14 protein-coding genes are annotated in these 13,079 nt (G+C 56.2%); 9 read left to right on the plus strand and 5 right to left on the minus strand.

Annotated features, from left to right (window positions below; genetic code table 11):
* The first annotated feature begins 1 nt into the window (after nt 1).
* From secF to ACR0EO_RS00930, 8 genes are all read left to right on the plus strand, one after another.
* A complete protein-coding gene (gene secF, locus ACR0EO_RS00895; RefSeq protein ID WP_480686510.1) occupies nt 2–970 on the plus strand; it encodes a protein translocase subunit SecF in 969 nt (322 codons plus the stop codon).
* The gene (locus ACR0EO_RS00900; protein ID WP_480686511.1) at nt 951–1,709 is read left to right on the plus strand and encodes a TSUP family transporter; all 759 of its coding nucleotides are present in this window, start codon (nt 951–953) and stop codon (nt 1,707–1,709) included. Before secF ends, ACR0EO_RS00900 begins: the two co-directional genes overlap by 20 nt.
* A gap of 8 nt (nt 1,710–1,717) precedes the next feature.
* A complete protein-coding gene (locus ACR0EO_RS00905; RefSeq protein ID WP_480686512.1) occupies nt 1,718–2,071 on the plus strand; it encodes an Mth938-like domain-containing protein in 354 nt (117 codons plus the stop codon).
* A gap of 66 nt (nt 2,072–2,137) precedes the next feature.
* Nucleotides 2,138–2,752: a heme ABC exporter ATP-binding protein CcmA gene (ccmA, locus tag ACR0EO_RS00910; RefSeq protein ID WP_480686513.1), complete on the plus strand. Its 615-nt coding sequence runs from the start codon at nt 2,138–2,140 to the stop codon at nt 2,750–2,752.
* Nucleotides 2,749–3,405 (plus strand): heme exporter protein CcmB, encoded by a 657-nt coding sequence (gene ccmB / locus ACR0EO_RS00915; protein ID WP_480686514.1) that lies wholly within the window; start codon nt 2,749–2,751, stop codon nt 3,403–3,405. The genes ccmA and ccmB overlap by 4 nt, the downstream gene beginning before the upstream one ends.
* Before the next feature lie 61 nt (nt 3,406–3,466).
* Nucleotides 3,467–4,240 carry a heme ABC transporter permease gene (locus tag ACR0EO_RS00920; protein ID WP_480686515.1) on the plus strand — a complete coding sequence of 258 codons (774 nt, stop codon included), beginning with the start codon at nt 3,467–3,469 and terminating at the stop codon, nt 4,238–4,240.
* A complete protein-coding gene (ccmD, locus tag ACR0EO_RS00925) occupies nt 4,237–4,395 on the plus strand; it encodes a heme exporter protein CcmD (RefSeq protein ID WP_480686516.1) in 159 nt (52 codons plus the stop codon). Before ACR0EO_RS00920 ends, ccmD begins: the two co-directional genes overlap by 4 nt.
* Nucleotides 4,388–4,924: a DsbE family thiol:disulfide interchange protein gene (locus tag ACR0EO_RS00930; protein WP_480686517.1), complete on the plus strand. Its 537-nt coding sequence runs from the start codon at nt 4,388–4,390 to the stop codon at nt 4,922–4,924. Before ccmD ends, ACR0EO_RS00930 begins: the two co-directional genes overlap by 8 nt.
* A gap of 117 nt (nt 4,925–5,041) precedes the next feature.
* Here ACR0EO_RS00930 and acnA read toward each other — a convergent pair whose 3' ends face one another.
* Nucleotides 5,042–7,732 (minus strand): aconitate hydratase AcnA, encoded by a 2,691-nt coding sequence (gene acnA / locus ACR0EO_RS00935; protein WP_480686518.1) that lies wholly within the window; start codon nt 7,730–7,732, stop codon nt 5,042–5,044.
* A 230-nt stretch (nt 7,733–7,962) separates the two neighbouring features.
* On the opposite strand from acnA, the gene ACR0EO_RS00940 reads away from it, so the two are divergent.
* Nucleotides 7,963–8,664 carry a DUF1223 domain-containing protein gene (locus tag ACR0EO_RS00940; protein ID WP_480686519.1) on the plus strand — a complete coding sequence of 234 codons (702 nt, stop codon included), beginning with the start codon at nt 7,963–7,965 and terminating at the stop codon, nt 8,662–8,664.
* On the opposite strand, the gene ACR0EO_RS00945 is transcribed toward ACR0EO_RS00940, so the two are convergent.
* From ACR0EO_RS00945 to purB, 4 genes are all read right to left on the minus strand, one after another.
* On the minus strand, nt 8,665–9,588 hold the full coding sequence (locus tag ACR0EO_RS00945) for a lysophospholipid acyltransferase family protein (RefSeq protein WP_480686520.1): 924 nt from the start codon (nt 9,586–9,588) through the stop codon (nt 8,665–8,667).
* 101 nt (nt 9,589–9,689) lie between these two features.
* Nucleotides 9,690–10,754: a flagellar motor switch protein FliG gene (locus ACR0EO_RS00950; RefSeq protein WP_480688208.1), complete on the minus strand. Its 1,065-nt coding sequence runs from the start codon at nt 10,752–10,754 to the stop codon at nt 9,690–9,692.
* 95 nt (nt 10,755–10,849) lie between these two features.
* Nucleotides 10,850–11,392 (minus strand): tetratricopeptide repeat protein, encoded by a 543-nt coding sequence (locus tag ACR0EO_RS00955; RefSeq protein ID WP_480686521.1) that lies wholly within the window; start codon nt 11,390–11,392, stop codon nt 10,850–10,852.
* A 378-nt stretch (nt 11,393–11,770) separates the two neighbouring features.
* Nucleotides 11,771–13,075: an adenylosuccinate lyase gene (gene purB / locus ACR0EO_RS00960; RefSeq protein ID WP_480686522.1), complete on the minus strand. Its 1,305-nt coding sequence runs from the start codon at nt 13,073–13,075 to the stop codon at nt 11,771–11,773.
* Between the last annotated feature and the right edge of the window lie 4 nt (nt 13,076–13,079).

Below are 13,079 nucleotides of genomic sequence, written 5' to 3' on the forward strand. Positions count from 1 at the left end.
CATGAGACTGAAACTCGTACCCCAAAACACCTCGTTCGATTTCTTCACTCGTTGGAAATTGTGGCTGGGCATTTCGGCTTTGATGATGGTGATTGCGTTCACCTCATTCATGCTGCAAGGGCTGAACTTTGGCATCGACTTCCGCGGCGGGACCACTATCCGGACCCAATCCGCGCAGGAAATCGATATTGGTGCCTATCGTGATGCCATTGCTCCACTTGAGCTGGGCGATGTTACGATCACCGAAATCTTTGACCCAACCTTTGGCGAAGACGAAAACGTCGCCATGATCCGTATTCAGGCGCAGGCCGATGCCGAGGCGGTCTCGGCCGCCACGGTCACCGCAGTGGAAGAGGCGCTGAAGGTTTCCGTGCCGGATATCGAATTTGTCTCGGTCGAATCCGTTGGTCCCAAAGTGTCGGGCGAGTTGATCCAGACCGCCGTGATCGCGGTGATGCTCGCTATCGGGGCGGTGTTGGTCTACATCTGGCTGCGCTTCGAATGGCAGTTCGCGCTGGGCGCTGTGGCCGCTTTGGTGCACGACGTGATCTTGACCATAGGCATCTTTTCGGAACTGCAGATCCGCTTTGATCTGGCGATTATTGCAGCGTTGCTAACCATTGTTGGCTACTCGTTGAACGATACCGTTGTTGTGTTTGACCGGGTTCGTGAGAACCTGCGTAAGTACAAGAAGAAAGAGCTGAAAGAGGTTCTGAACATCTCGATCAACGAGACGCTCAGCCGGACGGTGATGACCTCGGTCACGACGCTTCTGGCGTTGATCTCGCTGTATGTGCTGGGCGGCGACGTGATCCGCGGATTTGTCTTTGCGATGATCTGGGGTGTGATCGTGGGAACATATTCTTCGGTCTTCGTGGCCTCGACAATTCTGCTGTGGCTGGGTGTTAAACGCGACTGGTCTAAGCCGTCGAATACGGCGGGCAATCAGTTTGCCAACATCGACGCCTGAGTTCTTTGGCCAGTCCCCCACGGGGCTGGCCATAATTCTATTCGCCGCCTTTTTGGGTGGTGTCGTACGCGGTTTTTCCGGCTTTGGGACCGCTCTTATCTTTCTCCCAATTTCCACACCTTATCTTGGACCGTTCGGAGCACTGATCGGCCTAACGATCATGGATATTTTCGGGCCGCTGCCAAACCTGCGCGGAGCATGGCGCGTGGTGGATCGGAGTGATCTGGTAAGGCTGGTGACGGGATGTGCCCTGTTGCTGCCCGTAGGGTTATGGGTTCTTACAAAAGTTGAACCCGAAGTGTTTCGCTATGCGGTCAGCCTTTTGGCCTTTTTCATGCTCGCTGTGCTGATAATGGGGGTTCGGTACAATGGGGTTGTCACCCGAACGATGGTTGCGGGTATAGGCGGGGCCGCAGGCTTCCTTGGGGGGGGCGCTGGGTTGCCCGGGCCAGCTGTTATCCTGTTTTACATGTCGCGTTCACTGCCGGTTGAAGTGATCCGGGCGACTATCTTGTTGTTCCTGTTTGTCTTCGACTTTCTTATCCTTGGATACCTTACGGGGATGGGGCGGGTGACATTTTCCGCAGCAATGCTTGGTTTGGTTCTGGCTGTCCCGAACCTTGCTGGCAATCGGCTGGGGGGATGGTTGTTCCGGCCCAAGCGCGAAAAGCTCTATCGTGCTGCGGCCTACCTGGCGATTGCTCTTGCGGCCTTGTCGGGACTGCCTCTTTGGGGCTAGAAGACGCCATGCGCTTGAATGAGATCAGCTATAACAATGCAGTTCCGGTCGACGGCTATGGCCCCGGTTTTTTCCGAATTGGCGGGAAGGTTTTCGAGGGGTCAGTCCTGACTGGGCCGACGGGAACCTTAGAATGGGGTGGGTACACGGACGACGCGCCTCTACTTGCGCTCTCTGATACCGTTGATGTTCTCTTTATTGGTACCGGAGAGGCGCTGACGCATATCCCGAGCGATCTGCGTACTACACTTGAAGGTGCTGGTATTGGCGTCGAGATTATGAACTCTCCGGCGGCTTGCCGCACGTACAACGTGCTGTTGTCCGAAGGGCGGCGTGTTGCGCTGGCGCTATTGCCGGTCTGATCTGGTTACAGAGCCTGCGGCAAATCTCACCTTTTGCCTCTGACGGCAATGAGATAAGCGGAACTCATGACACTGACTGTGACTGATCTGGCCATCGCCCGTGGTGGCGTTCCTGTTCTTGAGGGGCTGAGCTTTGAGCTGCAACCGGGCAAGGCACTGATCTTGCGCGGGCCGAACGGTATCGGCAAGACCACCTTGCTGAGGACGCTTGCGGGATTGCAACCGCCCCTGACCGGAGAGATCGAAGGGGCAGAAGATCAAATCGCTTACGCCTCACATTCCGATGGACTGAAGCCGACGCTGACGGTGGTTGAGAACCTTACCTTTTGGGCCTCGGTTTTCGGCACAAATGATATTCAACCTGCTTTGGACGCCTTTGCACTAAACGAGTTGTCCGATCGCCACGCGGGCAACCTGTCGGCGGGGCAGAAGCGACGATTGGGTTTGGCGCGGATGTTGGTGACCGGTCGGCCGATTTGGATGCTGGACGAACCGACTGTGTCGCTAGACCGCAACGCAGTTCAGATGTTCGCCGATGCCGTGCGCGCGCATCTGGGGCAGGGCGGTTCGGCCTTGATCGCCACCCATATCGATCTTGGTTTGGATGGTGAGGTTCTGGACGTGGGGCCCAACAAGGCCAAACCGAAACCTATCGACGACTTCGACGGAGGCTTCTTGTGATCGCTTTGCTACTGCGTGACCTGAAACTGGCCTTCCGTGCGGGCGGAGGGTTCGGTCTTGGTTTGGCGTTTTTCCTGATCGTGACCGTTCTGGTCCCGTTTTCGGTGGGCCCTCAATCTTCGCTATTGTCAACGATTGCGCCGGGCGTTCTTTGGCTGGGTGCGCTTCTGGCCTGTCTGCTGTCGCTGGATCGCCTGTTGGCTCTGGATTGGGAAGATGGCTCGCTTGATCTGTTGGCGACAGCACCACTGCCGCTGGAATCGGTAGTTTCGATCAAGGCCCTTGCTCATTGGATCACGACCGGGTTGCCGCTGGTGCTGGCTGCTCCTTTTCTGGGCGTGTTGCTGAATCTGCCGGTGCCAGGTTTTTTCTGGCTGGTGATCTCGTTGCTGGTCGGAACCCCCGCGATGAGCGTTATTGGCACTTTCGGTGCCGCCTTGACCGTTGGCCTGAAACGCGGAGGGTTGCTTTTGTCTTTGCTCGTTTTGCCACTGTACGTGCCGACGCTGATTTTCGGTGCCGAGGTCGCGCGACGCGGTGCCACGGGGATGGAGACACAAACCCCTCTACTGATGCTCGCGGGTATAACGGCGGCCACAATCGCCTTGCTACCCTTTGCCAGCGCCGCTGTTCTGCGCATCAACCTTCGGTGACGCGGTCAAACTTTGACCGATGTCAATTGAGAACGAACCCGACTCGGACTAGATAAGGCCCATGTCTATCGCAGCCAAAGCCAACGCCCTCTGGGAATACGCCAACCCACGCAAGTTCCTTGCAACCAGTGAGCGGGTAATGCCGTTTTTCTGGGTGACTTCTCTTGCGTGTATTGTTGTCGGACTGGTCTGGGGTTTCTTCTTCACACCAGATGACTACAAGCAGGGTTCGACCGTTAAGATTATTTACCTGCATGTGCCGGCCGCGTTGATGGCAATCAACTGTTGGCTAATGATGCTTGCGACGTCCTTGGTTTGGTTGGTTCGCAGACATCATGTCAGCGCACTGGCTGCCCGCGCAGCAGCGCCCATTGGCATCGTCATGACACTGATCGCTTTGGTTACCGGGGCGATCTGGGGTCAACCCATGTGGGGCACTTGGTGGGAATGGGATCCGCGCCTGACATCATTTCTGATCTTGTTCCTGTTCTATCTGGGGTACGTTGCGCTGTGGGAGGCGATCGAAGACCCCGATACGGCAGCTGATCTGACGTCTGTTCTGTGTCTCGTCGGGTCGGTCTTTGCGATCCTAAGCCGTTACGCGGTGAACTTTTGGAACCAGGGCCTGCATCAAGGTGCGTCGGTGATGCGTGCGGCGGCGATCACAGGCACAGATACCGAAGAAAAAGTCAGCAACATTTATTTCTACCCGCTGCTGTTGTGCATCATCGGGTTTGTTCTGCTGTTCATCGCGCTCGTCCTGTATCGTACTGGTACTGAAATTCGCGCCCGACGGATCAAAGCGCTGCTGGCACGTGAAAGGGTGAGCGGATGATTCCGGATCTTGGAAAATATGCAGATACGGTTTTGTGGTCTTATGCGGCTTCGATCTCGTTGCTTGTGCTGTTGATCGTGTTCAGCATTGCCCGAGGACGCAAGGTCAGGGCCGAGATGGAGAAGGTCGAACAAAGGATGACGCGCAATGGCTAAAGTTTCGCCTCTGATGATCGCGCCGCCACTGATCTTTGCCGCATTCGCTGTGCTGGCTGGCATCGGTATGTTTCGCGATGACCCCAACGCACTGCCTTCGGCGCGTGAGGGTCAACCGGCACCGCCGGTCGTCCTGACTGAGTTTCCGGGCAAGACATCGTTCGATGATGCGACCCTCCGCGATGGTGAAGTCAAACTGGTCAACTACTGGGCCAGCTGGTGTGCACCCTGCCGCGCTGAACATCCAAACCTTGAGGCACTCTCTGCAGAGGGCATTCCGGTTTACGGGATTAACTACAAAGACAAGTTGGGCAACGCTGAGGCGTTTCTGACCGAACTGGGCGACCCTTACACCGGCATTGGGCGCGATGAGCAAGGACGAATGGGGTTGGACTGGGGCGTTTACGGTGTGCCTGAGACCTACGTCATTGATGGCGAGGGTACGATCATCCTGCGCTTTGCTGGCCCAATCACCCAACGCGTTATCGAAAGCACGATCCGGCCTGCGCTAGAGAAAGCTGGGCAATAGATCTGATCGGTACCAAGCGGTGCGAGGCTGCGCCCCCGCTTGTTATCTTGGCTAGGCGGATTGAGTAGATCCGCACAGATTGAAAAAGCCCCGGCATATTGGCCGGGGCTTTGTTTTTTAGTCGGCTTTCGCCAAGTTTCGCAGGACGTACTGTAGCACGCCGCCGTTTTCGATGTACTCGATCTCAGGCGCGGTATCGATGCGGCACTTGAGGGTGATGGTCTTTTCAGTGCCGTCCCCATAGGTGATTTTGCAGGGCAATTCCTGCAGCGGTTCAACCGAATCCAAACCGTCAATCGAGACGGTTTCATCACCTTTCAGGCTCAGCGACTTGCGATTGTCTCCGCCTGTGAATTCGAATGGAATGACGCCCATGCCGACCAGGTTCGAGCGGTGGATACGCTCAAAGCTTTCGGCAATCACGGCTTTGACTCCCAATAGTGCGGTGCCTTTTGCCGCCCAATCTCGGCTGGAGCCTGCGCCGTACTGCTCTCCGCCAAAGACAACCAGCGGGGTACCCTGTTCCTGATAGGCCATCGAAGCGTCATAGATCGACGTCTGCTGACCATCGGGCCCCTTGGTGTAGCCACCTTCGACACCGTCCAGCATTTCGTTTTTGATGCGGATGTTGGCGAAGGTGCCACGCATCATGACCTCGTGGTTTCCTCGACGCGAGCCGTACGAGTTGAACTCACGCGGCTGAACTTGGCGATCGGTCAGATACTTACCGGCTGGAGTTGTCGTGGCAAAAGAACCAGCAGGTGAGATGTGGTCGGTTGTGACCATGTCACCCAGAATGGCTAGAACCTTGGCTCCATCGATGTTCGAAATCGTACCGGCATTCGGACCCATCCCTTGGAAATAGGGCGGGTTCTGGATGTAAGTCGAGTTCGGCGGCCAGTCATAGGTTTCGGCATCGGTGGTCTCAACCGCTTGCCACTTTTCGTCACCTTTGAAGACGTCGGCGTATTTCGACTGGAACGCCTCGCGGGTTACGGTCGCCTGAACCAAATCAGCGATTTCCTTTTGGCTTGGCCAGAGGTTTTTCATAAAGACATCGTTGCCGTCCTTATCCCTGCCAATTGGCTCGGACGTCAGGTCAATATCCATAGTACCGGCCAGCGCGTAGACGACGACCAGCGGGGGTGACGCCAAATAGTTGGCGCGGACGTCCGGTGAGATTCGACCTTCGAAGTTGCGGTTGCCCGACAGCACCGAGGTAGCGACTAGGTCCCCCTCGGCGATCGCTTCGCTGATCTCTCGCTGGATGGGGCCGGAGTTACCGATGCATGTGGTGCAGCCATAGCCAACGAGATTGAACCCGATTGCATCCAGATGCTCTTGAAGGCCAGCCGCCTCAAGATACTCGGACACGACCTGCGAGCCGGGTGCCAGCGAGGTCTTGACCCAAGGCTGACGGTTCAGACCCAGTTCATGCGCCTTTTTCGCCACCAGACCAGCGCCGATCATCACGTAGGGGTTCGAGGTGTTGGTGCAGGAGGTGATCGATGCGATCACGACCTTGCCGGACTCCATGCCGTATTCCTCGCCCTTGACTTCGACCTGCTTGCCCATCGGGCGTTTGAAGGTCTCGGCCATTTCCTTGGTGAAGGCAGCCTTGGCATCTGTCAACGCCACGTAGTCCTGAGGGCGTTTCGGGCCCGAGATCGCGGGCACGATGGTACCCATATCCAGCGACAGGGTGTCTGTGTAGATTGGCTCGTAGTTCTCATCGCGCCAGAAACCATTTTCTTTGGCATAGGCTTCGACCAGCGCGAGACGGTCCTCATCGCGGCCGGTGTTGCGCATGTAGCGCAGGGTTTCTCCATCAATGGGGAAAAAGCCGCAGGTTGCGCCGTATTCTGGTGCCATGTTGGCAATAGTCGCGCGGTCAGCTAGCGGCAGATGATCCAAACCTTCGCCGTAGAACTCGACGAATTTGCCGACTACGCCCTTTTCACGCAGCATCTCGACGACTTTCAGAACCAAGTCAGTGCCGGTGGTGCCCTCGACCATCGATCCTGTGAGCTCAAATCCCACAACCTCTGGGATCAGCATCGAAATCGGTTGACCCAGCATTGCTGCCTCAGCCTCGATCCCGCCGACACCCCAGCCCAGAACGGCCATGCCGTTGACCATGGTGGTGTGACTGTCGGTGCCGACCAGCGTGTCGGGATAGGCGACTTCGTCGCCGTTCTGATCGGTGTCAGTCCAAACCGTTTGCGCGAGGTATTCCAGGTTCACCTGGTGGCAGATGCCCGTTCCGGGGGGCACAACGCGGAAGTTGTTGAATGCCGACTGACCCCATTTGAGAAACTGATACCGCTCCATGTTGCGTTCATATTCACGGTCCACGTTCATTTGAAACGCGCGTGGGTTACCGAATTCATCGATCATGACCGAGTGGTCAATGACCAGATCAACAGGGTTCAACGGGTTGATCTTTTGCGCGTCGCCACCAAGACCCTTAATGCCATCGCGCATCGCGGCCAGATCGACCACGGCCGGCACGCCAGTGAAATCTTGCATCAGAACACGGGCAGGGCGGTAGGCAATCTCGCGCGGGTTCTTGCCGCCATTGGCACCCCATTCACTGAATGCCTTGATGTCGTCGACCGAGACGGAAAAGCCGTCATCCTCGAACCGCAGCATATTCTCAAGCACGACTTTCAGTGCGGCAGGGAGCTTGGAAAAATCACCCAGACCGGCCTCTTGCGCAGCGGGGATTGAATAATAGGAAATCGACTTGCCGTTCACGCTCAGACTGCGGCGTGTGTTGGCGGTATCCTTTCCAACATTGATAGGCATCTGATGGCCTCCCTCTCAAATGACGTGAAGTATGGGATTCGCTAAAAGTTTTCTGCATCACTGGGGCCGTCGGTTCAAGGTTTGGTGTTTTTTGAAACCCTGTCCGCCACTTGCTGCGCTTAGAAACTTCGGTCTCAAGAAACCTTGATTGGAGCTTGAGCGGCGGAAGCGTTAGACCATTTAGGCAAGTTATCGAATTCAAGCGAAAAACCTATCGTACCGAGGTGAAAATGCTCAAACCGACAGCATTGGCGACCGTGATCAGCGTGTTTATGACAGTGTCAGCGGCAGCCGAGAATGATCCCGTTGTTGTTGAACTTTTTACTTCGCAGGGATGTTCCTCTTGTCCGCCTGCGGATCGCATTATGCATGAGTTGGCAAAACGAGATGATGTGATTGGTCTGGCGCTGCATGTGGACTATTGGGACTACATCGGCTGGAAAGACGAATACGCTAAACCCGATCACACGCTGCGCCAACGCGCGTATGCACGGGAAGGCGGACGGTCGATGATCTACACACCTCAAATGGTGGTGAATGGTCAGCATGATATCGTTGGTGCAAAGTCTCTCGAACTAGATCGCCTCATTGATGCCCATCTGACGGCGGCACCAGAGGCTACGGTCAGCGCAAGCCGTTCAGGCAGCGATGTTATGGTTGAGGTCGCTCCGGTCGAATTACCTGCGGATGAAACCTATGATGTGCGCATCGTTCAGTATTCCCCGATGCGGCACGCTTCGATCCGACGTGGTGAACTGGCCGGGCACGAACTGGATTACGCGAATGTTGTAGAGGTATGGTACGTAGCCGGGCAGTGGGACGGCGTTGCTCCACAACAGTTTACGGCAGAGTTAGCCTCGGACCTGCCTGCAGTCGTTTTGGTGCAAAGGGTAGGGCACGGCCCAATCGTTGCGGCAGCGCATATTCAGTAGTCAGGGCATATCTTCGGGCTGCACGCCTAAGCCATTCCACGCTTTCCAGCGGCGGTGAATCCAGAACCATTGCCCCATGTGCTGTTTGACCATTTTTTCAAGGTCGTCATTGGTGAACTGGGTCATAGTTTTGGGATCGGTGTGCGGCACCGGGTCATGTAAGACGATCTCAAAATCGATCCCGTTCGGTTGGCGCACCGCATAGCACGGGATTAGCACAGCATTGTATTTCATTGCCAGCTCTGCATTCAGAACCGAGGTCACGGCCGGTTTGCCGAAGAACATCAGCTCTTCGCCGCCGTGGGCGTGGAGGTCCGAAACAATAGCGATGATGCCGCTTTTCTTAAGCGACCGAACCATTTCGACCATCCCGCGGCGCCCTTGTTCGAACATGGGCGCACCGGTTTTGTAAAAGGCGTCCACATACATGTCGTTGAAGTAAGGGTTTGCCATTCGGCGGTACAGGCAACCAATTGGTTGACCGCTGCGCGCCTGTAACGCGATCCGGGCAGCAAGATAGTGTCCGAAATGCGCGGTGATCATCATGACTGGTCGACCTTCGGCCACAGCAGCGTCAAAGGCAGCCACACCAGGCCCCGAGATCTTGGCGGTACTCTGGCGCTGGGTGAAACCTTCGGGCGAGAAATGCTCCATGATGGCACGCCCGGCGTTGTCCGGGACAGCACGGCAAATACGCTTGACCTCCGCCTCGGGTAGGTCGGGACAGGTGAGTTTCAGGTTGCTGCGTACCCGCTTGGTGAACCCAACAAGGGGTGCGAGGCCGCGCACGATTGCACCCATAGTTGCGATGCGACGCTCATAGGGCAGTATGCCCATCGCACGGATTACACCTTTTAGGAAAAGACCGGTGATGTAGTACTTTCTAAGCTCTCCGCGGCTTAGTTCCGACTTTTCGACGGGCATAATCTGGTCTCACCGGCTGTTGCGATTGGCCGGGTCAGACATACAAGGCACGCCCCCTGATCACAAGCGCCCCGATGGATAGCTTGGGCATCGGTAGCGCATTATTTTTCGTCGTCTTCCTCGATAAGAGAGATCGTGCCTTCGTCTACCAGAGTTCGTATTGCGCCGACGACCCGCCCCATGGATGCTTCGGCATCCGCGTGTTTGACCTTACCACGTTCGTTTATTTCGTCTCGTAAGTTGTCGGCCATCCGTTTGGACATGTTCGAAAGCAAGAACTCGGCCGTGTTTGCATCGTCTTCCGAAGTACTGCCTGCAAGCGCTGTAACTAGGTCGGCCTGATCCAGACTGCGTATGAGCGTTGGGACATCGCGCGGCATGACACGCTCGGGTATATGGGCGAAGGTAAAGATCGATTTTCGCACGACACTGGCGAAATCTGAATCCTCTTCGTAGAGGGCGGTGAGCAGACCATCGCGTGTGGTCGCCGTCGACTGATTCAGGATCGCGCCAACGCGCGCGCCTGGCCCATCGGTGAATGCTTGCGCGGGCTTTTGATCCAGTTGGGCAGCCAAAGACCAACCGATACGATCTACCGCCTCTGGAGTAATATTGGCGGTTTTGGATACTGCATAGGTAATGCGGCGTGCAAGTGGCCCGGGAAGTAGAGTCAAAAGCTCTGCCGCTTTAGCGGTTTCCAGCTTTGACAGCATTACTGCTGCGATTTCGATACTTTCCGCCTGGGCGATCGCGGCTAGATCCTCTGGCGGGATGTCACGCAGTCGATGCCAGGGATCGCCGATCTGGCGCACTCCAGCCACCTTGCGCAATCGAGCCGCAGTTGCGGGGGCGATCTTACCGTCTACCGCATCAAGCGCGCTTGCCAAGCCGTGGGGAAAGGACAAACCAACGCTCTCCAATGCATCTGCGAATTCCTCGGCCACTGCATCCAAGGTCACACGATCCACTAGCCCCATTCGGCCAAGCTGGTGGGTTAACTTTTCCTGCAACTCGTCGGGAAGCTCTTCCAGAGGGATATCAGCACCCTCGTTCAACAATAGTCGAACGACGATCGCGGCCTTTTGCCGACTGTTCAATGCCTGCGGGACAAGGCACGAAGCGTCGTCGTTCTGATCAATAACCGGAGCTGCCGTCCCCGGTTCCATTTGTATCAAAGAGTTTAAGTCCTGCATCTGCCTGTGGTGCCAAGTTTCTGTTCCACAGGCAGATTACGGAGAGTCGGGTAAAGAAAGACTGAAGCCTAGTAACTATAAGTCAGCCCGGTGCGGATTGCCTCTTGCAGAGACGTCTCGGCCCATGTGCCTTCTCCGCCGCGCGCCTTGATCTCACGCCATTGCTCGATCGCCAAGTCGGTTTTGCCTTCGGCGACAAAGCCCTGACCCATATAGCTGCGGGCAAGAATGTTATCTGGGTTAGCTTCGATGGCGTTGTTGTAAAACACGTTTGCCAGTTCAAGCTCACCCATTTTGCGGTAGGTGAAACCCCAGTATGTCAGCACCCGATCATCGTTCTGATCCATGATGCGCAAGATATTCTGGGCATTTTCGAATTGGCCGTCATACGCCAATTCACGCACGGCTTCGTACAGCTCGTCTTCAGAGAACTTGGTTTTGTCTGGTTTTACGCACCGACCGGCATCTTTGTCGTACACGCGTCCAAAGAGGCATTTCTTGGTGGTATTGGTTGGCTTGGGGGCAGTGCTGCCACCTCCGCCGGCGGCGTAAACGACGGGTGCAAAGGCAAAAGCCTGAAGGGCAATTGCTGAGGCTAGTACGAGACGCATTTTCCTACTCCGTTCTCTGGGCTGCTCTCATCAAGCATAGCGCGATCTGATAAAAAGCTAACAATCGCGCCCTCGCTTTTATTCACAAGTAGGAAAGATTTTTCTCAGCTGTTTACAATTTTTGCGCAGGTTTGGCTTTCGCTGTCCCAATAAGTGCCGGGTGCGCAGGATTGCGTTTGCTTGGAATTTCCAGAGCAAGCCAGTGCGATAGAGGCGGTGCAGCTAAGAACGAGTGCGCAGAGTAAAGTGCGGGTCATAATGTTTCTCCAGTTCGGAAATACCTTCGCAGCATAGCCGATTTGACCCAATCTGGCAAAAGAATGGGGCCCGGATCGTTCTTCGCGACCCGGGCCCCTCAAAGTACTTGATGATCAGGATCTATTCGCCGAAAACGCGTTCGAAAATCGTGTCGACGTGTTTGGTGTGGTACCCAAGGTCGAACTTTTCTTCGATTTCTTCGGTGCTCAACGCGGCGGTGACTTCGGCATCACCCAGAAGTTCGGTTTTGAAATCCTTGCCTTCTTCCCAGACTTTCATCGCGTTGCGTTGAACCAGGCGATATGCGTCCTCGCGGCTAACACCTGCCTGCGTCAGGGCCAGCAACACGCGTTGGCTCATCACCAGACCGCGGAACTTGTTCATGTTGGCCAGCATGTTTTCAGGATAAACCACCAGCTTGTCGATTACGCTGGTCAGGCGCGACAGAGCAAAGTCTAAAGTGACTGTTGTGTCGGGGCCGATGTTGCGCTCGACCGAGCTGTGGCTGATGTCGCGCTCGTGCCACAGAGCCACGTTTTCCATCGCTGGAACCACGGCCATACGCACCAGACGGGCCAGACCGGTCAGGTTTTCGGTCAGAACCGGGTTGCGCTTGTGCGGCATCGCCGACGAACCTTTCTGGCCTTTTGAGAAGAACTCTTCGGCCTCCAGAACCTCGGTCCGCTGCATGTGGCGGATTTCGATGGCGATGTTTTCGATGCTGCTGGCGATGACGCCCAACGTGGCAAAGAAGGCCGCGTGACGGTCGCGCGGGATAACCTGCGTGCTGATCGGCTCGGGGACCAGACCCAGTTGATCGCAAACATGCTCTTCTACACGCGGGTCGATGTTGGCAAAGGTGCCAACCGCGCCGCTGATCGCTCCGGTTGCGATTTCGGCACGCGCGTCGCGCATACGGGAAAGGTTGCGGTCCATTTCAGCGTAGAACCGGGCGAATGTCAGACCCATGGTCGTCGGCTCGGCGTGGATGCCGTGGCTGCGACCGATGCGGACGGTTTCTTTGTGCTCATAGGCGCGGCGCTTCAGGGCGGCCAGCAGTCCTTCCAGGTCAGCGATCAGGATGTCGGCGGCGCGCGTTAGCTGTACGTTGAAGCAGGTGTCCAAAACATCCGAGCTGGTCATACCCTGATGCACGAAACGGGCTTCTTCGCTGCCAACATGCTCGGCCAGATGGGTCAGGAATGCGATGACGTCGTGCTTGGTGACAGCCTCGATCTCATCGATCCGGGCCACGTCGAATTCCACGTCCTTGGCTTTCCATACAGCATCCGCATTTTCACGCGGGATCACGCCCAGATTTGCCATTGCTTCGCAGGCATGTGCCTCGATCTCGTACCAGATGCGGAACTTGGTCTCGGGCGACCAGATGGCAACCATGTCGGGGCGGGAATAACGTGGAATCATTGGC

Source organism: Ruegeria sp. BE9 (assembly GCF_056538765.1).

Bases quoted from the DNA above. Each gene is read 5' to 3' on its own strand.
- ACR0EO_RS00940 (WP_480686519.1), top strand. From the start codon at position 7,963: ATGCTCAAACCGACAGCATTGGCGACCGTGATCAGCGTGTTTATGACA.
- ACR0EO_RS00920 (WP_480686515.1), top strand. From the start codon at position 3,467: ATGTCTATCGCAGCCAAAGCCAACGCCCTCTGGGAATACGCCAACCCA.
- purB (WP_480686522.1), bottom strand. From the start codon at position 13,075: ATGATTCCACGTTATTCCCGCCCCGACATGGTTGCCATCTGGTCGCCC.
- acnA (WP_480686518.1), bottom strand. From the start codon at position 7,732: ATGCCTATCAATGTTGGAAAGGATACCGCCAACACACGCCGCAGTCTG.
- ACR0EO_RS00930 (WP_480686517.1), top strand. From the start codon at position 4,388: ATGGCTAAAGTTTCGCCTCTGATGATCGCGCCGCCACTGATCTTTGCC.
- ACR0EO_RS00905 (WP_480686512.1), top strand. From the start codon at position 1,718: ATGCGCTTGAATGAGATCAGCTATAACAATGCAGTTCCGGTCGACGGC.
- ccmD (WP_480686516.1), top strand. From the start codon at position 4,237: ATGATTCCGGATCTTGGAAAATATGCAGATACGGTTTTGTGGTCTTAT.
- ACR0EO_RS00945 (WP_480686520.1), bottom strand. From the start codon at position 9,588: ATGCCCGTCGAAAAGTCGGAACTAAGCCGCGGAGAGCTTAGAAAGTAC.
- ACR0EO_RS00950 (WP_480688208.1), bottom strand. From the start codon at position 10,754: ATGGAACCGGGGACGGCAGCTCCGGTTATTGATCAGAACGACGACGCT.
- ccmA (WP_480686513.1), top strand. From the start codon at position 2,138: ATGACACTGACTGTGACTGATCTGGCCATCGCCCGTGGTGGCGTTCCT.
- secF (WP_480686510.1), top strand. From the start codon at position 2: ATGAGACTGAAACTCGTACCCCAAAACACCTCGTTCGATTTCTTCACT.
- ACR0EO_RS00955 (WP_480686521.1), bottom strand. From the start codon at position 11,392: ATGCGTCTCGTACTAGCCTCAGCAATTGCCCTTCAGGCTTTTGCCTTT.